The sequence below is a fragment of the Chitinibacter sp. SCUT-21 genome, assembly GCA_041874755.1.
Lineage (GTDB): Bacteria > Pseudomonadota > Gammaproteobacteria > Burkholderiales > Chitinibacteraceae > Chitinibacter.
This window is the reverse complement of the sequence record CP102611.1, coordinates 2,909,874-2,932,193: the sequence shown is the minus strand read 5'-3', so window position 1 is coordinate 2,932,193 and position 22,320 is coordinate 2,909,874. Positions and strand designations below refer to the sequence as shown.

At 50.2% G+C, this 22,320-nt stretch carries 22 protein-coding genes; 11 read left to right on the top strand and 11 right to left on the bottom strand.

Annotated elements, in window-relative coordinates; translation table 11 throughout:
• The first annotated feature begins 434 nt into the window (after window positions 1-434).
• Window positions 435-1,778 carry a hypothetical protein gene (locus tag NT239_13670; protein XGA70804.1) on the top strand — a complete coding sequence of 448 codons (1,344 nt, stop codon included), beginning with the start codon at window positions 435-437 and terminating at the stop codon, window positions 1,776-1,778.
• A gap of 216 nt (window positions 1,779-1,994) precedes the next feature.
• Here the strand turns inward: NT239_13670 and aspS are convergent, their stop codons facing one another.
• The 4 genes from aspS to NT239_13650 form a co-directional block, all read right to left on the bottom strand.
• Window positions 1,995-3,794, bottom strand: coding sequence for an aspartate--tRNA ligase (aspS, locus tag NT239_13665; protein ID XGA70803.1), 1,800 nt, complete (start codon window positions 3,792-3,794; stop codon window positions 1,995-1,997).
• 168 nt (window positions 3,795-3,962) lie between these two features.
• Window positions 3,963-4,676: a DUF502 domain-containing protein gene (locus tag NT239_13660; GenBank protein ID XGA70802.1), complete on the bottom strand. Its 714-nt coding sequence runs from the start codon at window positions 4,674-4,676 to the stop codon at window positions 3,963-3,965.
• Window positions 4,677-4,708: 32 nt separating this feature from the next.
• The gene (locus tag NT239_13655) at window positions 4,709-4,909 is read right to left on the bottom strand and encodes a zinc ribbon domain-containing protein (GenBank protein XGA70801.1); all 201 of its coding nucleotides are present in this window, start codon (window positions 4,907-4,909) and stop codon (window positions 4,709-4,711) included.
• A gap of 155 nt (window positions 4,910-5,064) precedes the next feature.
• The gene (locus NT239_13650) at window positions 5,065-5,412 is read right to left on the bottom strand and encodes a DMT family protein (protein ID XGA70800.1); all 348 of its coding nucleotides are present in this window, start codon (window positions 5,410-5,412) and stop codon (window positions 5,065-5,067) included.
• Window positions 5,413-5,483: 71 nt separating this feature from the next.
• Between NT239_13650 and NT239_13645 the strand changes: the two genes are divergently transcribed.
• A complete protein-coding gene (locus NT239_13645; GenBank protein ID XGA70799.1) occupies window positions 5,484-6,551 on the top strand; it encodes a tetratricopeptide repeat protein in 1,068 nt (355 codons plus the stop codon).
• A gap of 46 nt (window positions 6,552-6,597) precedes the next feature.
• A complete protein-coding gene (locus tag NT239_13640) occupies window positions 6,598-7,893 on the top strand; it encodes a L,D-transpeptidase family protein (protein XGA70798.1) in 1,296 nt (431 codons plus the stop codon).
• A 102-nt stretch (window positions 7,894-7,995) separates the two neighbouring features.
• Here NT239_13640 and fabG read toward each other — a convergent pair whose 3' ends face one another.
• Window positions 7,996-8,736 carry a 3-oxoacyl-ACP reductase FabG gene (gene fabG / locus NT239_13635; protein XGA70797.1) on the bottom strand — a complete coding sequence of 247 codons (741 nt, stop codon included), beginning with the start codon at window positions 8,734-8,736 and terminating at the stop codon, window positions 7,996-7,998.
• Between the two features lie 188 nt (window positions 8,737-8,924).
• A complete protein-coding gene (locus NT239_13630) occupies window positions 8,925-9,224 on the bottom strand; it encodes a DUF3579 domain-containing protein (GenBank protein XGA70796.1) in 300 nt (99 codons plus the stop codon).
• 244 nt (window positions 9,225-9,468) lie between these two features.
• On the opposite strand from NT239_13630, the gene argF reads away from it, so the two are divergent.
• From argF to NT239_13590, 8 genes are all read left to right on the top strand, one after another.
• Entirely contained in the window at window positions 9,469-10,383 is a 915-nt protein-coding gene (gene argF / locus NT239_13625; protein XGA70795.1) for an ornithine carbamoyltransferase, read from the top strand.
• A gap of 5 nt (window positions 10,384-10,388) precedes the next feature.
• Complete coding sequence (gene leuE, locus NT239_13620) at window positions 10,389-11,015, top strand: leucine efflux protein LeuE (protein XGA70794.1); 627 nt, start codon at window positions 10,389-10,391, stop codon at window positions 11,013-11,015.
• 58 nt (window positions 11,016-11,073) lie between these two features.
• Complete coding sequence (locus tag NT239_13615) at window positions 11,074-12,297, top strand: argininosuccinate synthase (GenBank protein ID XGA70793.1); 1,224 nt, start codon at window positions 11,074-11,076, stop codon at window positions 12,295-12,297.
• 119 nt (window positions 12,298-12,416) lie between these two features.
• Window positions 12,417-12,638: a DUF2788 domain-containing protein gene (locus NT239_13610; protein XGA70792.1), complete on the top strand. Its 222-nt coding sequence runs from the start codon at window positions 12,417-12,419 to the stop codon at window positions 12,636-12,638.
• A 74-nt stretch (window positions 12,639-12,712) separates the two neighbouring features.
• Window positions 12,713-13,024: a pyrimidine/purine nucleoside phosphorylase gene (locus NT239_13605; protein XGA70791.1), complete on the top strand. Its 312-nt coding sequence runs from the start codon at window positions 12,713-12,715 to the stop codon at window positions 13,022-13,024.
• Between the two features lie 105 nt (window positions 13,025-13,129).
• Complete coding sequence (locus tag NT239_13600) at window positions 13,130-13,621, top strand: YajQ family cyclic di-GMP-binding protein (protein XGA70790.1); 492 nt, start codon at window positions 13,130-13,132, stop codon at window positions 13,619-13,621.
• 132 nt (window positions 13,622-13,753) lie between these two features.
• Window positions 13,754-15,487 carry a sensor domain-containing diguanylate cyclase gene (locus NT239_13595; GenBank protein XGA70789.1) on the top strand — a complete coding sequence of 578 codons (1,734 nt, stop codon included), beginning with the start codon at window positions 13,754-13,756 and terminating at the stop codon, window positions 15,485-15,487.
• A gap of 91 nt (window positions 15,488-15,578) precedes the next feature.
• Window positions 15,579-15,728, top strand: coding sequence for a DUF3149 domain-containing protein (locus tag NT239_13590; GenBank protein XGA70788.1), 150 nt, complete (start codon window positions 15,579-15,581; stop codon window positions 15,726-15,728).
• Between the two features lie 106 nt (window positions 15,729-15,834).
• Here the strand turns inward: NT239_13590 and NT239_13585 are convergent, their stop codons facing one another.
• From NT239_13585 to NT239_13565, 5 genes are all read right to left on the bottom strand, one after another.
• The gene (locus NT239_13585; GenBank protein ID XGA70787.1) at window positions 15,835-16,254 is read right to left on the bottom strand and encodes a MaoC family dehydratase; all 420 of its coding nucleotides are present in this window, start codon (window positions 16,252-16,254) and stop codon (window positions 15,835-15,837) included.
• A gap of 217 nt (window positions 16,255-16,471) precedes the next feature.
• The gene (locus NT239_13580) at window positions 16,472-16,909 is read right to left on the bottom strand and encodes a CopG family transcriptional regulator (protein ID XGA70786.1); all 438 of its coding nucleotides are present in this window, start codon (window positions 16,907-16,909) and stop codon (window positions 16,472-16,474) included.
• Between the two features lie 35 nt (window positions 16,910-16,944).
• Window positions 16,945-18,483 carry a multicopper oxidase family protein gene (locus NT239_13575; GenBank protein ID XGA70785.1) on the bottom strand — a complete coding sequence of 513 codons (1,539 nt, stop codon included), beginning with the start codon at window positions 18,481-18,483 and terminating at the stop codon, window positions 16,945-16,947.
• A gap of 238 nt (window positions 18,484-18,721) precedes the next feature.
• A complete protein-coding gene (locus NT239_13570; protein XGA70784.1) occupies window positions 18,722-19,096 on the bottom strand; it encodes a hypothetical protein in 375 nt (124 codons plus the stop codon).
• Between the two features lie 107 nt (window positions 19,097-19,203).
• Complete coding sequence (locus tag NT239_13565) at window positions 19,204-22,314, bottom strand: efflux RND transporter permease subunit (GenBank protein ID XGA70783.1); 3,111 nt, start codon at window positions 22,312-22,314, stop codon at window positions 19,204-19,206.
• Window positions 22,315-22,320 lie beyond the last annotated feature (6 nt).

Genomic DNA, 22,320 nt, shown 5'->3' with positions numbered 1-22,320 from the left:
TGTAGCGAAAACCGCGGCGAGGAGTGAGACGAACGGCTTTTTCGTTTGGCTCACGACGAAGCAAGGGCAGCGCGGAGCGCTTTTCGCCCGGGTCGCCTTCTCTTGCTTATCTTCTCGCAGCGAAAAGAGAAGTGAGTGCCGCGGCGCACAGCCGCCAACCCAAGCCAAAAGATACCGCGACACGAAATCAGAAGAATTAAGGCAATCGAACACGCATTGAAAACATCACGCCAACGGCGCAAAAACCTCAAAATGTAGGGCGTATTCGACGCAAAGCGGCAATACGCCAGCCAGATTTGCTTGCGGCGTAATGCCTTCGGCGATTACGCCCTACGGCGCTAACGGCGGAGAAAATAGCGTATTTACGCGGTAGCCGCCCAACGGCAGCTAAGGTAGACTCATAACTTACCATTTCCAATCAAACCGCCTCGATCATGCGTCACCTCATCGCAAGTATAATTATCTATTTATCCATATTCACACCGTGTGCTTTCGCCAAAAAAGCTGACATTGAGCCATTTACAGCAAAACAGCAATTAGAAATAGAAAAAATTAAAAATGATCTAAGCAACAAACTTCAAGATCAGAACGCTCAAATAATTGCCTTGCAACAAGCTCGGCAATTCGATTTAGAACAACAAAAGAATTGGTTTGAAACTAGCAGAAAATCTATTGATTGGTGGGAGTCACATCTAAGTTTATTTACTGGCGTAGTAGGCTTTGTGATTGCCGGAGCAGGTCTTGCAATCCCCTATTTAATGGGACGTAATCGGAGGCAAGAACTGGAGTCCGATTTGAAAGTCATCGCCCAAAAACTCGATGAAGCAAGCAAACAACTCGAATTGGCAAAAGAACACACCTCGGCACTTGATAATTTGGTAAAGGATGGCCATCAAAAAGTAGCGGCAATTCCGACTAAAGAAATGTCTGAAGAACAGCAGCGTGAAATACTAGAGGAGTTAAAAAATGAGCGCCCACCTCAAGTCGCCCATTTAATTCAAGAGGCGTGGGATTTATATAAAGCGAAAAAATGGCATGACGCATTACCTCATTGGCGCGCACTAAGATTTATTGAGGGCGATGACCCTAGCGTATGGTTTAACCTGGGACATTGTTTACAAAATACAAAATCCCCATCCAAAGAAATATGCGAAGCGTATCAGAATGCAGCGTTTCTAAAAAAATCTGCGGCAAGCTATCACAACTGGGGTTTGGCACTTAGTACCTGGGCTGAGGAATCAAATGGAGAAGAGCAACAAAAACTGTACTCAGAGGCAATCGAAAAATACACTCTAGCTGACAGTTTGAGAGCCAATGATATTCAGACGTTATCTTGCTGGGCAGACGCATTAGCTTCGCTGGCAAAAAATTTAGAGGATAAAGCACAACAAAAGCAACTTTATGACGAAGCACTTGAGAAACTAAAAAATGCTAGCGCGCTAGACCCAAACGATCTGGCAATTTCAGATTCACTAGGTAACTTCTTCATGGGCTGGTCGCACGTTTTGACAGGGGCAGAGCGTACACAGAAGCTAAGTACTGCAAAAGAGCACCTCCTGGCCGCAGGCCACGAAGGTTATTACAACCTTGCATGCTGGAATGCAATTCAAGGAGAAATAGAGGAAGCTATGAAATATCTTAAACTAAGCGAAGATGCTGGCAATTTACCAGATCGCGACCACCTCGAAAAAGACCCTGATTTGATCAATTTACAAGATCTAGGCTGGTTCAAAGAACTACTGATGCGCACCTCCCTTTCCGAAAAAACAGCAGCTTAGAAGTTAAGAGCCCTAGGGCTAGTAGACAAAAGCACTAATTCAAATAAACCGACATCCCCTGGCGTATTGCCACCCTTGTTGAAGACACGCCAACCTTCATATACCAACCAAGGTATGTATAGCCAGCCCAATACTAGCAATAACCACACCGACATACCCAAAACAAAAAAGACCGCCATCGGCGGTCTTTTTTATCATCTCAAACTACAAAGCCAATTACTCAATCACTGGCGGATTGCGCAATTTGATGTGCAATTCACGCAATTGCTTCTCGTCCACCGCATTGGGTGCATTGGTCAACAGACACTGCGCACGTTGCGTTTTCGGGAAGGCGATCACGTCGCGGATTGATTCGGCGCCGGTCATCAATGTAACCAAGCGATCCAGACCGAAGGCCAAACCGCCGTGTGGAGGCGCGCCGAATTTCAGGTTGTCGAGCAAGAAGCCGAATTTGTTTTGCGCTTCTTCTTCGCCGATGCCGAGTGCGTCAAATACCGTTGATTGTACGTCCGCTTGGTGGATACGCACCGAGCCCCCGCCCATTTCCCAACCATTCAAGACCATGTCGTAAGCGCGTGCTTTGCAGGCGCCCGGATTGGTTTTGAGTAGCTCGAGGTGTTCCGCTTTTGGCGATGTGAATGGGTGGTGGCAGGCGTTCCAGCGTTTGCCATCTTCGTCGTATTCAAACATTGGGAAGTCAACGACCCACAATGGTTTCCACGATTTGGTGAAGTAGCCGCCTTCTTCGCCGCGCTCGTGACCGATCTTGATCCGCAATGCGCCGATCGCTTCGTCCACCACTTTGCGTTTGTCCGCGCCAAAGAAGATGATGTCGCCATTTTGCGCGCCAGTGCGCTCGATAATGGTTTTCAGCGCTTCAACCGACAGGAACTTGACGATAGGCGCTTTCAGGCCAGAGTCTTCGCCGTTGGTGATGTTGTTAACGTCTTCAACCTTGATGTAGGCCAGACCTTTCGCGCCGTAGATACCGACGAATTTAGTGTAGTCGTCGATGTCTTTACGGCTCATTACTGCGCCGCCTGGTACGCGCAAGCCAACGACGCGGCCGCCGTCCATGTCCGCCGCGCCACGGAAGACTTTGAATTCTTCCGTTTTCATCACGTCGGTCAGTTCGGTGAATTTCAAGTCAACGCGCAGGTCCGGTTTGTCCGAGCCGTAGTAGAACATCGCGTCGTCATACGCCATGCGTGGGAATTCGCCCAGATCAACGTTGATGGCTTGTTTGAAGACGTGGCGCGCCATTTCTTCGGTGAGGCTCATGATTTCTTCTTCGTTCAGGAACGAAGTTTCAATATCGATCTGTGTGAATTCTGGCTGACGGTCAGCGCGCAAGTCTTCGTCACGGAAGCATTTGGTGATTTGGTAGTAGCGATCGAAACCCGCCACCATCAACAATTGTTTGAACAGCTGTGGCGATTGTGGCAAGGCAAAGAATTGACCGTCGTGTACGCGAGATGGCACGAGGTAATCGCGCGCGCCTTCAGGCGTGCTGCGAGTCAGCATCGGTGTTTCGATGTCGATAAAGCCTTTGGTGTCGAGGAAGTTACGCACCAGCAAAGCCACTTGGTAACGCAAACGCAGATTGCGTTGCATCGTCGGGCGACGCAGGTCGATCACGCGGTTGGTCAAACGCACGTTCTCAGAGAGGTTTTCGTCGTCGATCTGGAACGGTGGCGTTTCGGCTTTATTCAAGATGATGATGTCTTTGGCCAACACTTCGATCTGGCCAGAAATCATTTTCGCGTTAGTGGTGCCTTCAGGGCGCGCACGAACGATACCTTTGATTTCCAATACATATTCAGAACGCGCGCTGTCGGCGGTCGCAAATGCGTCTGGGGTGTCTGGGTCTACGACCACTTGCACGATGCCTTCACGGTCGCGCAAGTCGATAAAAATCACGCCACCGTGGTCACGACGACGATGAGCCCAACCTTGCAAAGTTACAGTCTGGCCGAGGTATTGCTCGTTAATCAGACCACAGTAATTAGTACGCATTGCATTTCCCTAATTCAAACTAAATCAATAACGCCCACCTTGCGGCTGGGCGCGTTAAATAGGTAGGCAAAAGTTTCCGTCCTTCGTTGGCTCGCCTCGCTGTACGTGGGTACTATCTTCGGCTTCGCCGCCTTGTGCGAAAACTTTTGGCCAATTACATATCTACAGTTAATCTTTTGCAGCCGGGGCTGCACTTGCTTCGCCGATATTCAGGCTTGAGGCTTCGGGATAGGTCACCGCCTTGGCGGTGGGCATCACGACGCCCATCGAAATCACATACTTCAGCGCGTCATCAACGCTCATATCCAGCTCTTTGACATCCGCTTTACGCGCCATAAACAAAAAGCCCGATGTTGGATTGGGCGTGGTCGGCACAAACACCGAAATCAAGTCGCCATCCAATTTTTCACCGATTTCACCGCCGGGCGTACCCGTTTGAAACCCTACCGCCCAGGTGCCTTGATGCGGGAACTGCACCAACACCGCTTTGCGAAACGCTTGGCCCGAATCAGAAAACAGCGTGTCCGATACTTGCTTTACGCCGTTATAAATCGAGCGCACGATCGGAATTTGATTCAGCAGCCTCTGACCCAATTGCATCAGGCGACGACCAATCATATTGGTGGCGATGATGCCGGTGGTCAGCAACACCAACACGGTTAAAATCACGCCAAAACCGGGGATGTGCTTGGTGCCATTCAGGAATGGGAAACTGCTCGATAAGGCTTTGAGCAACCAGTAATCGGGGCGAACTTCGTTGGGCAAAAATGCACCCAGTTGATCCATCGTCCCAATCAGTGTGCTGAGCACCCACAGCGTAATCGCCATTGGGATCCAGATCAGCAAACCGGTCAGCATGTAGCGCTTAAAGAAAGTGGTCACAACATTCCTGAAGGTGAAAACCGCATTAATAATTAGTTGCTTGGCGCTGATTTATTTTTAAAATCAGTTTGATACCAACCGTTGCCCTTTAATTGAAAACCGGCAGCGGTGACTTGTTTTTCGTATTGCTCGGTATTGCAAGCTGGGCATTGCGTTAAACTCGCGTCGGACATTTTTTGCATATGTTCGTCAGCATGACCACAAGCAGCGCAGCGATAAGCGTAGATAGGCATAAGTACTCCTTTCCAGAACACGGCATTATAACGGAGAACTGATGAATGCGTGAATGCGCTTATCACCTAGGCGTAGGCTTAGCGCACACCATGCATACCTAGCCACGTATATAACTGCAGATCAATTCAATATTAACTAAGCTACCAATACCCCATTAACCGCGAAACATAAAATACACCGCCCCTACCATACACAGCGCGGCGTAGACGTAATTCATCGAAAATGGCTGCTTCATATACAACACCGCAAACGGGATAAATACGCTTAAGGTAATCACCTCTTGCATGATTTTCAGCTGCGCCAAGCTGTAAACCTGATAGCCGATCCGATTAGCGGGCACTTGCAACATATATTCGAAAAACGCGATGCCCCAGCTCATCAAGGCCATGAGAAACCACGGTTTGCTTGTGCCATCGCGCAAATGCGCATACCACGCAAATGTCATAAAAACATTAGACGCAACTAATAACACTACACTGGTGATCGCGGGCGGCAGGTTCATACAGGCAAACGCTTGAAATTTTGATAGAATCTGCGCAGTTTACCGTAACCCCTACTTCATTCGGAATGCCAATGTCTGCACTACGCTCTATCATCGTCGCCTTGCCCCTGTTCTTTTCAATGGCAACTTATGCGGGCGAAAGTGAGGACATTCAGCAACTGATTCGCGCCAAACAATTCCCGCAAGCGCTAGAACGTGCCGACAAAGCACTGCTCAAAACGCCGAAAGACGCCCAACTGCGTTTCTTGCGCGGTATTACTTTGAGCGAGATGGGTCGCACCGACGAAGCGATTAAGGCGTTTACTCAGTTGTCGGAAGATTATCCGCAACTGCCAGAGCCATATAATAATTTAGCGGTGCTCTACGCCAACAAAGGGCAATTTGATAAAGCGCGTGGCGCTTTACAACTGGCAATTCAAACCAACCCGAGCTACGCGATTGCGCATGAAAACATGGGCGATTTATACGCCCGCCTCGCATCACAAGCCTACGATAAAGCCTTGCAACTGGAAGGCGGCAATGCGCAAGTTCAAACCAAATTAAAACTGGTGGGCTCTTTATTTAGCCAGCCAGGCAACAAAGCGCCAAGCAGACCTGTAAGCGCAGCTACGGCGGCACCAACTGCACCAGTCAAAGCTGCTGCAACGGCAGTGCCAACGAGCAAACCGACACCAGTACCAAGCGCCGCGCCAACTGCAGCACCAAAAGCGACCGCGAAACCAACAACAGCCCCAATTGCAACGGCGAAGCCAACAGCCAAGCCAACCGCGGCACCAACGGAAGCACCAAAATCGGATAGCGCAGCTCGCCAGCAAGTGATTGCCAGCGTAGAAGGCTGGGCAAGCGCGTGGAGCCGCCAGAATGTAAATGGCTATATCAATAGCTACGCCAAATCATTCAAAGCACCGGGCGGACGTAGCGCGTGGGAAAAAGATCGCGAGGCGAAAATCAGCGGGCCAAAATCGATTGATGTGAATCTGCGTGATATCAAAGTAGAAATGATTGACGAGAAAACCGCCAAAGTGCGCTTCCGTCAGGATTATAAATCTGATCGCCTATCGACCAGCACCGGCAAAACGCTGATCATGGAAAAATCGGGCAGCCGTTGGCTGATTCGTGAAGAACGTATTGGTGGCTAATTTGAGTTTCCAGTTTTTATATACGCCACAGCTTGCGGTTTTTTGAATGCCTAGATTGAAACGTCGCACCAAGCGAGCGCTTTGCTTGGTTGCATTGCTCTTGCTCGCGCCTGCCGCGCAACCGTTGATGACGGATTCACAGAGCAATTATTTTAAACTTAGCGGTGATGAAGTCGGCCAAGCTGCGCAAGGCAGCCCAGAAGAGCGGATTTTGGCGGCAATTGACGCGATACGCACTGGCAACCTACCCGATGCGCGCGCCACCGTGGATGCATTACTGGAAGAAAAACCCAATTACCGTCTGGCCCATTTATTAAAAGCCGATTTATATGCGATGCGTGCGATGCCGCTCAGCGATATTGGTGCGGCAGCCCCGGCATTATTGGCAGAGCAGCAAAAAATTATCGCCGAACGATTGGCGGAATTGCGTAACGAAGCCTTGGTGCGTAGCAATTATCGCAATATGCCAACCCCGCCCGATTTGTTGCCTGCGAATATTTTGATGTTCAACGCGCAGCAAAAATACGCAGTTTTGGTCGATGCCGAAACCTCACGGCTCTATGTTTTTGCTAACGATAATGGCACCCCCAAAATGGTGAAAGACCATTATGTGACGGTGGGCAAACTGGGGACGGGCAAATTTGTCGAAGGCGATCAGCGCACGCCGATTGGCGTTTATTTTGTCTATAAACACCTACCCCGCCCGCTACTAGATAAAACCTATGGCGAACTCGCCGATCTGTATGGCGTAGGCGCGTGGCCAATTTCTTACCCGAACGAGCTAGATAAAAGTAATCGCAAAACCGGTTCAGGCATCTGGTTGCACGGCAGCCCAGCCGCCACCTACGCGCGGGCACCACAAGCATCGAATGGCTGCGTGGTATTGACCAACGAAGAGATGCTGAACGTCGCCGAATACCTGCAAATCGGCACTACGCCAGTGATTGTAACGCCCAAAGTGGAATGGCTCAGCCGCGCCGACTGGAAAAAACGTCACCATGCGGCCAAGTTGCTGATGGGGCAATGGGAAAGTGCGTGGGAAACGCTCAATACCGAACAATACCTGAATTTCTACGGCAATCATTTTATCAGCGGCGAAGGGCAAAACTTAGCCACGTGGCGCTCGCAAAAAGAGCAAGTGAACCGCAGTAAAACCTGGACCAAAGTGCAGCTCAATGATTTATCGATTTTCAGCATAACCGGCGGCGACGATCAAATGGTTGCAACGTTTGAGCAAGATTATCAAAGCAATAATCTGCAAAACAAAATGCGTAAACGCCTGTATTGGCAACCCGAAAACGGGCAATGGAAGATCCGCTGGGAAGGCAACGCTACCTACTAGGTATATCATTACAAGTAAATACAGCACTAAGCTTGCAAGCAATACCTAATAAAAAAAACCCGCACAAAGCGGGTTTTTTTATTGAACACTGCCAGCGGCTGATTACAAGGTCAAACCGCCCGTTACTTCAATCGCAGCGCCATTGATGTAGCTCGCGTCATCCGACGCCAAGAACGCATACACACTGGCAATTTCCGACGGTTGCGCTAGGCGCTTCATCGGTACTTTCTCCTCCATGCCTTGCAGTACTTTTTCTGGCATCGCTTTCACCATCGGCGTGGCGACAAAACCCGGGCAAACCGCGTTGGCGCGAATACCTTTTTTACCCAGCTCTTTGGCCCATGTTTTCACAAAGCCGATCACGCCAAATTTAGTCGCGGCATAATTGGTTTGACCAAAATTGCCGTACACGCCCACCACTGATGATGCATTCAAAATCACACCGTAGTTTTGTTCAATCATCGTGTCGACTACGGCCTTGGTGCAGTTGTAAACACCTTTTAAATTAATATCAACCACACGATCGAACTGCTCATCGCTCATTTTATACAGCTGCGCGTCTTGCGTAATGCCGGCGTTATTGACCAAAATATCCACACGGCCCCATTGCGCTTTCACGGCATCGACCATGGCCACAATCGTGTCTTTTTTGGTGACATCCACCACAAAACCTAATGCAGTAGCCCCGCTGGCTTTCAAGTTGGCAACCACCGCATCAACGCCAGCCTGATTCACATCACATACCACTACTTTTGCACCTTCAGCGGCAAAACGAACAGCCGTCGCCTCACCAATACCACTAGCCGAACCGGTAATAATCGCTACTTTATCTTTGAGTTTCATGGTTTTCCCCTAGACAAAAAATAACCCTGCATTGCAGCATGGTTGCTGTCTATCAGAATAAGCCCAATGCTGCGTCGCAGCAAGAAACAATTCACGAAATAATTTTGATTAAACGCAAAAAAGCCAATCGGAAACATTCAGTTTCGGATTGGCTAGCTGATTTCTAAAAACAATGAGATATGAAACGCTTAGCGCTCAATCCCTTTGATTAGGGAGCGACAGTCCACCACTTGCAGATCGTTATCCCGCGCAAACGTCATAATAAATTCATACACGCGCGGGTCCACTTTTTCGAGCTGGCGATCCACCGCAACGCAGCGCACATTATTGTGCACCATCGGGCGAACAAAGGGCGCGTAAGATAATTTTTGATCGACGCCAAACGTAGATAAGATCCCAGACAAACGTTCTGCCCAATCACTGGGGCGAAATTCACGACCAGAACTCGTGATTCCCTGAATGATAATTTCGTACGGATTACAGATCATAAGGGTGCCAAGCGTAAATGAATTTGAACACGGCTGCTTTGGGCCGATCACCAATGTGCCGATTATAGCATTGAGCGCAGGTTTCACGTTGACATTTGTAGCACTGCACCAACTAGTACAAGTCACTATTGCAATTTGCTCACAATTGATCAGTACTTGCCAGAAATGGGTAAAACACTGAATAATGTTCGTTTTTTCAGCCATTTGAGCCGTCGCTAAAAAACACGGCTCGGGACACAATCCGATGCGCCATTATTTGAAGTTCAGCGATTTTACTCTTGAAGAATACCAATACTTGTTCGAACGCGCGGCAAAACTTAAAGCTCGCTTGCGATCAGGCCAACTGTATCAGCCTTTCACTGGCAAAGTGCTGGGTATGATTTTCGAAAAATCGTCTACCCGAACCCGTGTTTCATTCGAAGCTGGTATGTTCCAGATGGGTGGACACGCGATGTTCCTTCAATCCAAAGATACGCAATTGGGTCGTGGCGAGCCGATTGAAGACGTGGCCAAAGTCATTAGCCGCATGGTTGATATTGTGATGGTGCGTACTTACGAGCAATCGATCATTGATCGCTTTGCCGAAAATTCGCTCGTACCGGTGATCAATGGACTGACCAATGAATACCACCCTTGCCAGATCATGGCCGATATTTTTACCTACGTTGAGCGTTTCGGTTCGATTGAAGGTAAAACCGTAGCGTGGATTGGTGACTCAAATAATGTGAGCCGCACGTGGTTGCAAGCGGCCAAAATCTTTAATTTCAAGCTCAATCTAGCCTGCCCTGCCGGTTATGAAATGACGGTCTTGGATGGCGAAACCTACGGTTCTGAGCATTTTGAAATGTTCCGCGATATTTACAGCGCCGCGCGCGATGCCGACATCGTAACCACCGACGTATCAACTTCAATGGGTTATGAGCGCGAAACGCTGCAACGCAAGAAAGACTTCCTGAACTACAAAGTCTCAGAAAAAGTCATGTTGCAAGCCAAAGCCAACGCCGTGTTTATGCACTGCCTGCCTGCGCACCGCGGTGAAGAAGTCGATCCAGAAGTCATCGACGGCCCGCAATCCGTGGTGTGGGACGAAGCAGAAAACCGCATGCATGTACAAAAAGCGGTGATTGAGTTCTTACTGCTTGGCCGTGTAGACGACTAAAGCCAATGTTTGGGATCGTCGACATTTGGGCTTATGTATTAGGCACGGTGCTGATTATTTTAGCGCCGGGCCCTAATTCGCTATTTGCACTCACCACAGCAGCAACGCGCGGGCGCAAAGCCGGCTTTGCTGCTGCCGCGGGTATCGTAGTGGGCGATTTGATTTTGATGCTGGCCGCCGTGTTGGGCGTGGCATCACTGATGAAAACCCACCCCGTTGCTTTTGACGTAGTGCGCTATTTAGGTGCGGGGTATTTGGTTTGGATCGGCATTAAGGCTTTGCTAGCAAGCAATACCCCAAGCCAAACTCGCGAACAAGCACCACAAAAAGCCGACCCCAAACATGCATTCCGTTCGGCGCTGACAATTTCGCTGGTCAATGTAAAAGCCATTTTGTTTTTCATGGCTTTTTTCCCGCAATTTGTCGACCCGAACTATCCCGCCGTGTGGCAAAGCTTTGCCGTGCTGGGCTTGATTGTGCAAGTGGTTAGCATTACTTATCTTACCACTTTAATTTTGGCCGGCAGCGCGCTGTCGCGCCGCCTCTCTGGGGTGCGCTGGCTAAAAACCTTATTAAGTAAACTGATTGGCACGCTATTTGTGAGCTTTGGCTTGCGCTTGGCGTTAGACTAAACGAATAGTCGCGTGAGACTCATCCTAGTAATTTGATTGACGTAATCGAGGTTCTTTCATGTCTGATGTAAAAAAAGTAGTTCTGGCTTATTCCGGTGGTTTGGATACCTCGGTTATTTTGAAATGGCTGCAAGACACTTACCAATGTGAAGTGGTGACTTTCACTGCTGACTTGGGCCAAGGCGAAGAGCTGGAACCTGCCCGTCAAAAAGCATTGAAATTCGGCATCAAGCCAGAAAACATTTACATCGACGACGTGCGTGAAGAATTCGTTCGCGACTTCGTATTCCCAATGTTCCGCGCTAACACCATCTACGAAGGTGAATACCTGCTCGGCACTTCAATTGCGCGTCCATTGATCGCGAAACGTTTGATCGAAATCGCACGTGAAACTGGCGCAGACGCGATCAGCCACGGCGCAACCGGTAAAGGGAACGATCAAGTTCGTTTCGAATTGGGCGCTTACGCCTTGATGCCAGAAGTTAAAATCATCGCCCCATGGCGCGAATGGGATTTGCTCAGCCGCGAAAAATTGATGGCTTATGCCGAGCAAAACGGCATTGAAGTCGACATGAAACACAAAAACGGCGGCGCGCCTTACTCAATGGACGCGAACTTGCTGCACATCTCGTTTGAAGGTCGTCACCTGGAAAACCCATCGGCTGAAGCAGAAGAAAGCATGTGGCGTTGGACCGTGAGCCCAGAAGCTGCGCCTGACGCAGCTGAATACCTTGACGTTGAATTCGAGCAAGGCGATATCGTGGCCTTGAACGGCGTGCGTATGTCACCCGCGACAGTACTCGCTAAATTGAACGAATTGGGCGGCAAGCACGGTATTGGCCGTCTGGACTTGGTAGAAAACCGTTACGTCGGCATGAAATCACGCGGCTGCTACGAAACACCAGGTGGTACGATCATTCTGAAAGCGCACCGCGCGATCGAATCGATCACACTGGATCGCGAAGTAGCCCACTTGAAAGACGATTTGATGCCACGTTACGCCAGCATGATTTACAACGGCTACTGGTGGTCGCCAGAGCGTAAAGTACTGCAAACGCTGATCGACGAAACGCAAAAAACCGTCAATGGTTGGGTACGCCTGAAGCTGTACAAAGGCAATGTAATCGTCGTGAGCCGCGATTCGAAAACCAACTCATTGTTCGATATGAATATCGCAACATTTGACGATGATGGCGGCGCGTACAACCAAGTTGATGCGGGCGGCTTTATCAAGCTGAACGCATTGCGTATGCGCATTGCTGGTCGCATGAATAATAAGTAATCTGCAAAAAATCGCACATCGCGCCAAGCCGTACTCGGCGCGATCGGCGATGAACTTTGCACTGTTTAATAAGTCATGGTTTGGGGTAAACCTAAAACCATGAGAAAGAAGCGATCGCTATGCTTGAAGCCATCATCAATATGGATGAAGAGACGTTTACCACGCTCTCGACCAGCATTTTATGTACCGGCTTGATTCTGTATATGGGCTTTATTATCTACAATCTGGCCAAAGAATCAAAAGCGGGCAAATACGGCACTTTGGTGCTGTTTTTTGCGCTTGGCTTTGGCATGTTGGGTTTTATCGCCAAAACCATTTTGACCGAAGTTTTAAATAAATAATTCAGCAAGTGTTTTCACGTCAGCTACAGTCACGTGCGTGAAGCTACTTGCTTTATCAATCAAGGATTTAAGTAATGAGCCAATTTGATAATGTTTCGGTTTTGAAACAAGGTAATGTTTACTTTGACGGCAAATGCGTTAGCCACACTGTCGTTTTTGCTGATGGCAGCAAAAAAACTGTTGGCGTGATCTTGCCATCAACGCTGACTTTCAACACCGGCGCACCTGAAATCATGGAAGTGGTTGCAGGGGTATGCCGTGTTAAGCTAGCAGGCGAAAGCACTGCAACTGAATACGGCGCAGGCGTATCTTTCAACGTACCTGGCAATTCTAGTTTCGAAATCGAAACGGTAGAAACTCTGCACTACGTTTGCCATTTCGGCTGATACAGCAATTCGGCGGCTTGCAGTAAAGCCGTCTAAAATATTTCAAAAAAGGCAGCGAGATTCTCGCCTGCCTTTTTGTCATTTCATCCCCGCGAGGAATCAAACATGCCTTCTTTTGACATTACGTCTGAAACCGATATGGTAGCTTTGAAAAACGCGATCGATATTGCGCAAAAAACGATCGTCAACCGCTACGACTTTAAAGGCACTAGCGCCAAAGTTGAATTGAACGAAAAAGACAAACTGATCACCATTCATGGCGACTCCGATTTCCAGCTCGATCAAATCAAAGACATCGTTTTCCCGGCGCTGGAAAAGAAAGAACCGGATAGCAGCAAGCGTCTGGAACAAGGCGATGTGCAAAAAGTATCGGGCAATAAAGCCAAACAAGTGCTAACAATTAAAGACGGCATTGATCGCGAACTAGCCGCCAAGATCATTAAAGAAATCAAAGACTCAAAGCTCAAAGTGCAAACAGCAATTCAGGGCGAAGAGCTGCGCATTAGCGGTAAAGATCGCGATACTTTGCAACAAGTGATTGCCTTAGTGCGTACTAAGATCGACTTCCCATTGCAATGCGGTAATTTCCGCGACTAAACCGACGAAACGGGCAGCAATCTACTATAATTGCGCTAATTATTAGCAATTGCTACTAGACCCGTTTCCATGCGCGAGCTCAAAAAGAAAACTTCCCTTAGTATTATGTTGGCTTTGCTAGGTGGCTTAGGAATGATCTTCCTACTCGCCTATCAAGCCAGCATGAACTTCACTGCCGCACAGGAAAAAGCCCGTAGCGATAATCAGCATTTAGCCGTTGTCGTGGAAAATAAAATTGCCACGCTCAGCCGCGAAGTCGCCCTGACGCTTGGGCAAATCACTGATCAGTGGGGTGAAAACTCGATCTCCGCCGAGGAGATCAAGGCACGCTTGAGCAAGGCACAAAGCCGCCTGCCACAAGTTGATAATTTCGCCCTGGTGCAAGCCGATGGCAAACTCAATCTCCAGCTGAGCGAGCAAAAAGCACATAGCTTAGAGCAAGACTTCTTCCCACTCTTCAAACTGAGTGAACATCACAGCAGTTTCTTGACCAGCAGCGCCGAAAAGCCGGTAGCTTTAATCATTGGGCAGCGTTTTGAGACCGCAGAGGGCGCTCAACTACTCTTGGCCCACATGAACCGATCCTATTTGCAGACGGCCTTTGCCTCTGCACCTCGACATTCGGGACAAGAATTATTTTTGCTCGACGCCAGCCTTAATGTCATTGCAGCATTACCTACTGATGCGAAACCACTCAAGTCCACACCAGAACTCATTGCGGCTCTTCAATCAAAAGTGAATCCCGCGCAAAAAATGGTGACGTATGAATCGCGGACCGGCTTGATCAATTTACAGCAGATTACAGGTAGCGATCTCATCATTGTCACGCAGTTTCCGGCTGAGGTGTACTTAAACCCGTGGCAAAGAAGCGTTCTGTTTTACGTATTCGCTGGCTGTTTAGTGTTACTCCTTACCTTATTAATGGCATTTTATTTTTGGCGCTCGCAGCGTTTACGACAAAATTTGCGAACCAAACAAATCAAACTCTCTGCCAGCGAGGCCCGCTTTCGGCAAATGATTGAAACCACGCCAGTCGGTTTGGTTTTGGTGCGGATCCCAGATTTTTTTATCACTTATATCAATCAACCTGGTGCCAAAATGTTCGGCTGGCCCCAAGCGGCGGCCTTATCTAAACGAGCACATGAACTGTATTACGATCGAATTGATTTCATTCATCACTCCGAACAAGCTCTGGCCGGGCACCCCGTGAATAACGCTGAATGTCTGTTAAAGCATCGTGAAGGCACCCCATTTTGGGCCAATGTCTCGATGTCTGCGACACATACTGAAGATGGCAGCACGTTGGTCATTGGTTTTAATGACATAACACCACGCAAACGCCTTGAAGAAGAGCTGAAACATCGTGCAACGACCGATAGTTTGAGTGGCCTAGCCAACCGCGCCCATTTTATGGAGCGGGCCCAGCAAGAAATAGCGCGAGCCAAACGCTACCATCATCCAGCCTGCGTCATGATGCTCGACATTGATTTTTTTAAGAAAGTAAATGATCAATACGGCCATCAGGCGGGTGATGCGGTTATTAAAACTATGGCCCAATTGTGTAAAGCCACACTGCGCGACAATGATTTACTGGCTCGAATTGGTGGCGAAGAATTCACCGCCCTCCTGCCAGAAACAAAACTAGCCCAAGCGTATGAAGTTGCAGAACGTTTGCGCCGACGAATTGAAAGCCATTCGCTAACGCTTGACGATCATCGCGTTATTCATTTCACCACCAGTATTGGCATTAGCGAATTACTTGAAAGCGACACATCCATCGAAGCGCCACTAAAACGCGCGGATGAAGCACTGTATGTGGCAAAGCGTAATGGCCGAAATCAGACTCAGTGTTATGAGCAACTTTAGCGTTTAATTTCTTACACTTAAAGATTGATTAACGTCAAAACTCATCTGGCATTTCCAGACTAAATTAAAGTCACAACAACGGAGATGCATCATGGAAAATACCCCGCTCAGTACCTTGTTCTCATCCCAAATTGGTCTGCTTAGCCTGTTTACGATTGGTTTTGTACTGGTCATGGCCATCTATATTTATTTCTTTGTGCGTCGCCAAATCAAGATCGATACGGAAGCACAAGAAAAGTAAATTTACCGCCCATTAAAAAAGCCACGCTACTCTTACTTAGCGTGGCTTTTTTATTACCGTATCAGCCTGTAGCCTTCAATTTGAGAAAGCTACAAGGCAATACCCATTAGGCCGGACGTTTTGGCACCCAAACTAGTGCATCGCCCGACAGCACCAGTACATCGCGCACCCAACATTCGGTAATTAATTTGGCGCGTTGTTTGTCTGGAAACAATTCAACAATCCGCGCCCGCGCGCTGACCGTTTCACCAATATGCACAGGGTGAACAAAGCGGATATTCTGCGCCATATAAATGCAACCCGGCCCCGGCAGATGCATACCGATGACCGTCGACAAAAAACTCGCGGTTAACATCCCATGCACAATGCGCTCGCCAAAACGCGTTTGGCTGGCAAACTCGGCGTCGATGTGCATCGGATTATTGTCGCCAGTCAGGCCAGCAAATAACACCACATCGGTTTCGGTTAAGGTTTTGCGGTATTCTGCGCTTTGATCGATTTTCAGATCTTCAAAATAAAACGACATGCTAATTCTCCTTTACGAGCTGGCAGTTCATTTCAAAAAAATCACAAAGAAAATCAGGAAAATAGCGCAAGAATTACGCCATTCGATCTATGCAGCTTAACATGCTGCAACGCACAAATCCAGATACAAAAGCCACGGTCAAGACCGTGGCTTTTAAATACTCTAGCCAGTATGTATTGCAAGCCAATATATAAAGAGCTCTAGATTAAGATACCCATCACTCAACCGAGAAAAGCACTTCCTTATTTTCACGATTTAAGGCGTAAACCTTCAAGGTGCCCTTCACTTCTGGCCCCATCCCAGGCGAATTGGCCGGCATGCCTGGCACGGTAATGCCGACAATATCGGGTTTTTGCTTGAGCATTTTATTAATCGCCGCCACCGGCACATGGCCCTCAACCGTGTAGCTGCGGCCATTGCTGGCTTTGATTTGCATCGTGTGGCAGCTGGCCATTTTGTCCGAGCCCAATTGCTTTTTAATCGTGCTCATATCGTTTGACACAATCGCGTTCACTTTAAAGCCATTGGCGTTCAGATATTTCACATACTCATCGCAGCAGCCGCAGTATGGGTCTTTGTACAGCGTTGCGGCCACGCCCGCCCAGCTTGGTGCGGCGAGTAAACTAATCAGTAAAGCAGGAACTATTTTATTCATTGATATTCTCCAAAATTCATTTTCTGATCACAGCCTTATTTGACAAGCACTTGCGCCATCATGCCCTGCCCTTCGTGTTCCAGAATATGGCAGTGGAACATGCGCAAGCCCTTGTCGTGCTGGACCATTTTGATGCGCACGGTTTCATACGGGCGCAAATTAATCGTGTCGTGCAGCGCGCGGTATTTCGCGTTTTGGCGTTTGCCGTCCAGCTTTGAATCAAGCACCAAAAACTGCGTGCCGTGGATATGGAAAGGGTGATCCATATGCGAGTTATTAAAGATTTCCCAAATCTCAACTTCATTGAGTTTGCTGGTCATATCGATACGATCCATGTCGTACACCTTGCCGTTCACTAAAAACGCCATCGTGTGAACGCCATTCTCCATGCTCATCGTTTCGCTAAACTCAACTTTTTTCAGCGCTGTGGCGCGGCCTAAATCGTTGATTTTGCGTAGCTGCGCCGGAATTGCGGGCACAGCACCAGCGACAAAATTCACACGCGCCAAGACGCGATCAACTTCGGGCTCTACATTGCCCATTTTTTCGCGGTTATACGCCAAGGCTTTTAGCGCCAGCTGGGCCGCTTTACCGTCACCGACCAGCACTTCAATTCTTTGCCCCGGCACCAGCAAAATCTGCTCGTGTACGACCGGTTTTTCCAGCAAACCGCCATCGGTACCGACCAAGGTCAGCTTTTGCCCGGGAATTGCCAGTTGCAAATAACGTGCGCTGCACGCGTTCCAGATGCGCAGGCGTTGACGGCCGGCAATCGTCACCACGGGCTCGCGCTGACCATTGACGAGCACAAACTGCCCTTCGCGGCCATTCATCCAGTCGTTGGCGGTGTTATCGGGAATCAACGCTTGTGCATCGAGTTTTAAATCCGAAATCACCAGATGCTGCTCGGCAAATGCGCGTAGCGGATCGTTTTTGCTGCGTACAATAAACAGCCCAGCTAGCCCACGATAAACCTGCTCGGGCGTGTCGCCGTGCGGATGCGGGTGATACCAGTAGGTGCCAGCGCTGTCTTTCGGCAATTTAAAACGATAGACGCGCTCAGCGCCCGCGGGCACGGCATCTTGCGGGTTACCGTCTTCTTCCGGTGGCACCGGCAGGCCATGCCAATGTATCGTCGACGCTTGCGTTAGTTTGTTCACAAAGCGAATCGCCACCTCGTCGCCTTCATACGCCTCGATCAATGGGCCAGGCACTTGGCCGTTGTACAACCACATCGGCGTTTTCTGGCCTGCAACCAGCTCAACTTGGTGCTCGGCGGCAGTCAGCGTCGCCTCAAAGCGATTTACAGCGGTGGCCGTATTGGCCAATTTCGATAGAGCCACGTGCGCGCGTCCGGCGGCTAAGGCCGTCACCGGCAGCAAAGGCATGTCGGGCACGGTTTTTAATGTCATTGCGCCAGCGCCGTGTGACGCAGTCCCAGCCGAACCATGGCCGGAATGATCCATCGAGCCATGTGCGGAGTGATCCATAGCTGCCGCCCACGCCGCATTAAGCGAAAAGTAGCCGAGCGCACCAGCGCCGATCGACGTAGTTAAAAATTGTCGTCTATCCATTTCAAACTCCTTCATCTGGACGAGCCATGCGCCACTCGCGCCCTTGCACACAGCCTCTGTGTACCGTATCCGGCTCAATATAGCCAGACTGCGCAATGGACGCAGCCAGCGATTAATCTGTTAAGCACAAGCTTAAGCCAAGCATCGTACTTTTTGCGCCATGATTTTAAGGAATACCAGGGGTATTGCGATGCGAACAAATACACAATTAGCATACAAAACAATACCCAAAGGTTGATTATTTCAATTCAAAGCGAAATTGCTCAGTGGCTTTGCCCGGCAAAGTCACTTTCAGCAAAGCCTTAGTGCCGGCAACGGCTTTGTATTTGCCTTGCGCCATCAATGAATTGGCGCCCGATGGCATAAATTTAACCTCTTGCTTTTCGGTGCCATTGAGCAAAGTCAGCTCGGCCACTGCGCCTTTGGTTGCAATCGCTTCATTGCTATGGCTCGTTAAGTAGGCCATCAGCATATTGCCGGCGGTGCTCAATTCAGCGCGCGTGCCTGATTTGGCCTCGCTCATCACGCCACCATGGGCTGGCGTCATCGTGCCATCGGCCATGCTCAGCGCAGAAGCCAAAGAAAAGCTCAAAGCAATCATCATCTTTTTCATACTATTTCCTTTCTAAGTGTTAAACCAACACGCCCATACGGCCTGACTAGCGCCGCTCGTACGAGCCTTGTTGGTAAGAACCTGCGACATTCGCCGCAGGCTAGGGGTTAAAAAACGGTGTCTGCATCTTGTTTCAATAAGCGCTGCAACGGTTTTTCGCCGTACAGCCAGAACATCAGCGGCGTCAGCAGCGTATCGAGCAAGGTCGAGCTAATCAGCCCGCCAAAAATCACCACCGCCACAGGGTGTAAAATCTCTTTACCCGGCGCGTCCGCAGCAAATAGCAAAGGCGTCAACGCCAAGGCGGCTGTTAAGGCGGTCATCAACACCGGCGTTAGGCGCTCGAGTGAGCCGCGCACAATCATCGCCTTGCCAAAGGTTTCGCCTTCAAACTTGCACAAATTGATGTAGTGGCTGACCTTCAAAATGCCGTTGCGCGTGGCGATACCGGTTAGCGTAATAAAGCCGACCATCGAGGCGACCGACAGCGTAATACCCGCCAGCCACATCGCCGCGATACTGCCGATCAGTGCCATCGGGATATTGGCCATAATCATCGTCGCGAGTACGCCCGATTGATAACGCGTGTACAGCACCATAAAAATCAGCGCCAAGGACACGACCGAGAGCAAGGCGATCAAACGCGTGGCGTCTTCCTGCGCTTGGAACTGACCCTCTAGGCTGACGAAATAGCCCTCCGGCATCTGGTTTTCAGCAATCACCGTGCGCATTTTGGCGATCACTTGCGCCATATCGCTGCCATCGGTATTGGCCGAAATCACGATGCGGCGGCGGCCATTTTCGCGGCCAATTTGATTGGGGCCGTCGCCCTCTTCAATCGTCGCCACTTGCGACAGCGGCACTTTGCCGTGCGGCGTGTCGATCAAAATATTGGCCAAACCAGCGGCATCGCGCGCCGCGTCGGGCAGACGGATCACCAAATTAAAGCGTTTATTTTGGTCAACGATTTGCGCCACCGTATCGCCCTCGCTCAGCGCCTCCAGCGTGCTGAGCAAAGTGCCGGGCGCAACGCCTAACTGCGCGGCGCGGTCATAATCGATTTGCACCTTCAGTTGCGGGATCAACACCTGCTTCTCAATTTGCAAATCGGTCAGCCCGGGCACGCCAGCCAATTTCTGCTGCAGGCCTGCCGCTTGCGCGCGTAGCGTATCGAGATCGTCGCCATAAATCTTCAAGGCGATTTGCGCGCGCACGCCGGACAATAAGTGATCGAGTCGGTGCGAAATTGGTTGGCCCAACATCACCGTTGCTGGCAGGCCAGCCAGACTTTGGCGAATATCGGCCAGCACTTGTTCGCGCGGGCGATCGGATGGTTTTAGGTCGATATCAAGCTCGCTGGTGTGAACGCCTTCGGCGTGCTCGTCAAGCTCGGCGCGGCCGGTACGACGACCAACGCTTTCGACTTCTGGCACTTGCTGCACCAAGGTTTCGGCCAATTGTCCAATGCGGTTTGACTCAGCCAACGAGGTACCGGGGTTCAGCAATAGGCTGACCAGCAGCGTGCCTTCGTTAAACGCGGGCAAAAATGCGCGCGGCAAAAATGGCATGCTCGCCATCGCCACCAGCAGCAGCAAGGTGCTCGCCGCCAGTAGCGATTTGGCGCGATCGAAGGTGCCTTCCAGCAAGCGTTGATCGTGCCGTTTTAGCCATTGCACCAGCTTGGAGTCACCGTGCTCGATTTGACGCATTTTTGGCAGCAAGTAGTAGCACATCACCGGCGTGACGGTCAGCGCGACCAGCAAACTGGCCAAAATCGATGTGATATAAGCCACGCCCAGCGGCACAAACAAACGCCCTTCCATGCCGGGCAAGGCAAACAGCGGCACGAACACCAGCACGACGACCATCGTCGCGACTACCACGCCCGAGCGCACTTCATTACACGCGCTGGCGATGATTTTGATCGCCTCGATTTTGCCTTGCGGCCGCTTTTCTTTCAGCCGGCGCAGCACGTTTTCCACGTCCACCAGCGCGTCGTCAACCAGCTCGCCAATCGCAATCGCCAAACCGCCCAAAGTCATCACATTGACCGACAAACCCAGCGCTTGGAAAATCAAAAACGTCAGCCCCAAGGACAGCGGAATTGCGGTTAGCGAAATAATCGTCGTGCGCGTGTTCATTAAGAACAGGAACAAAATCACCGCGACCATAATCGCGCCGTCGCGCAACGCTTCCTCGACGTTATTGACCGAGGCCTCAATAAAATCGGCTTGGCGGAACGAGACTTGCGGCTGGCTCACGCCGGCGGGCAGCGCTTTGCTCAAGCTGGCGAGCGCGCTTTCGACTTCGCGCGTCACTTTGACCGAGTCGGCTGTCGGCTGTTTTTGCACGCCAATAATCACCGCCGCTTGGCCGTTAAAGCCTGCGTCGCCGCGTTTGAAAGCCGGTGCGAATTTCACTTGCGCCACTTGCTTGAGCAGCACCGGCTGGCCGTTAACGACTTTCACCGCCAGATTTTGCATATCGGCCAGCCGCGTGGTGCGGCCCATATTGCGGATCAGATATTCGCGCGCGTTTTGCTCTAAATACCCACCGCTGGTATTACTTGCAAAGCCATTAAGCGCATTCTCAATATCCTCATACCCAACGGTTAATTGCGCCATGCGCGCCGAATCGGGCTCAACGCGAAATTGCCGCACTTCGCCACCAATCGGAATCACCTGCGCCACACCAGGAATCGACAAAAGACGTGGGCGCAGCACGAAATCGACGTATTCGCGCACAGCCATGCCTTGTTGTGGATTCGCGGAGTTATTCACAATCGGAAACGCGATCAACATAATTTCGCCCATCACCGACGAAATCGGGCCCATTTTCGGGCTAATGTCGGCCGGCAACTGCTCTTTCACTTCGGCGAGCCGCTCGGCAACCAATTGCCGATTGCGATAAATATCCGAGCCCCAAGCAAATTCGGCGTACACAATCGACAGCCCAACGCCCGACACCGAGCGCACGCGCGTGACGCCTGGCATGCCGTTCAGCGAAGTTTCCAGCGGAAAGCTGATCAATTGCTCGACTTCTTCCGGCGCCATCCCGCCCGCCTCGGTCATGATCGTGACCGTGGGTTTGTTCAGGTCGGGAAACACATCGACCGGCATTTTGCTGGCGGTATAGCCGCCATACACCATCATAATCACCGCGATGGCGAGGACGAACAGCCGGTTTTTTAAACTGGCATTGACGATCCAACTAAACATCGCAAC

Bases quoted from the DNA above. Each gene is read 5' to 3' on its own strand.
- NT239_13585 (XGA70787.1), bottom strand. From the start codon at position 16,254: ATGTCGTTTTATTTTGAAGATCTGAAAATCGATCAAAGCGCAGAATAC.
- aspS (XGA70803.1), bottom strand. From the start codon at position 3,794: ATGCGTACTAATTACTGTGGTCTGATTAACGAGCAATACCTCGGCCAG.
- fabG (XGA70797.1), bottom strand. From the start codon at position 8,736: ATGAAACTCAAAGATAAAGTAGCGATTATTACCGGTTCGGCTAGTGGT.
- NT239_13645 (XGA70799.1), top strand. From the start codon at position 5,484: ATGTCTGCACTACGCTCTATCATCGTCGCCTTGCCCCTGTTCTTTTCA.
- NT239_13650 (XGA70800.1), bottom strand. From the start codon at position 5,412: ATGAACCTGCCGCCCGCGATCACCAGTGTAGTGTTATTAGTTGCGTCT.
- NT239_13670 (XGA70804.1), top strand. From the start codon at position 435: ATGCGTCACCTCATCGCAAGTATAATTATCTATTTATCCATATTCACA.
- NT239_13575 (XGA70785.1), bottom strand. From the start codon at position 18,483: ATGGATAGACGACAATTTTTAACTACGTCGATCGGCGCTGGTGCGCTC.
- NT239_13640 (XGA70798.1), top strand. From the start codon at position 6,598: ATGCCTAGATTGAAACGTCGCACCAAGCGAGCGCTTTGCTTGGTTGCA.
- NT239_13655 (XGA70801.1), bottom strand. From the start codon at position 4,909: ATGCCTATCTACGCTTATCGCTGCGCTGCTTGTGGTCATGCTGACGAA.
- NT239_13615 (XGA70793.1), top strand. From the start codon at position 11,074: ATGTCTGATGTAAAAAAAGTAGTTCTGGCTTATTCCGGTGGTTTGGAT.
- NT239_13595 (XGA70789.1), top strand. From the start codon at position 13,754: ATGATCTTCCTACTCGCCTATCAAGCCAGCATGAACTTCACTGCCGCA.
- NT239_13590 (XGA70788.1), top strand. From the start codon at position 15,579: ATGGAAAATACCCCGCTCAGTACCTTGTTCTCATCCCAAATTGGTCTG.
- NT239_13610 (XGA70792.1), top strand. From the start codon at position 12,417: ATGCTTGAAGCCATCATCAATATGGATGAAGAGACGTTTACCACGCTC.
- NT239_13565 (XGA70783.1), bottom strand. From the start codon at position 22,314: ATGTTTAGTTGGATCGTCAATGCCAGTTTAAAAAACCGGCTGTTCGTC.
- NT239_13600 (XGA70790.1), top strand. From the start codon at position 13,130: ATGCCTTCTTTTGACATTACGTCTGAAACCGATATGGTAGCTTTGAAA.
- NT239_13630 (XGA70796.1), bottom strand. From the start codon at position 9,224: ATGATCTGTAATCCGTACGAAATTATCATTCAGGGAATCACGAGTTCT.
- NT239_13580 (XGA70786.1), bottom strand. From the start codon at position 16,909: ATGAATAAAATAGTTCCTGCTTTACTGATTAGTTTACTCGCCGCACCA.
- argF (XGA70795.1), top strand. From the start codon at position 9,469: ATGCGCCATTATTTGAAGTTCAGCGATTTTACTCTTGAAGAATACCAA.
- NT239_13570 (XGA70784.1), bottom strand. From the start codon at position 19,096: ATGAAAAAGATGATGATTGCTTTGAGCTTTTCTTTGGCTTCTGCGCTG.
- leuE (XGA70794.1), top strand. From the start codon at position 10,389: ATGTTTGGGATCGTCGACATTTGGGCTTATGTATTAGGCACGGTGCTG.
- NT239_13605 (XGA70791.1), top strand. From the start codon at position 12,713: ATGAGCCAATTTGATAATGTTTCGGTTTTGAAACAAGGTAATGTTTAC.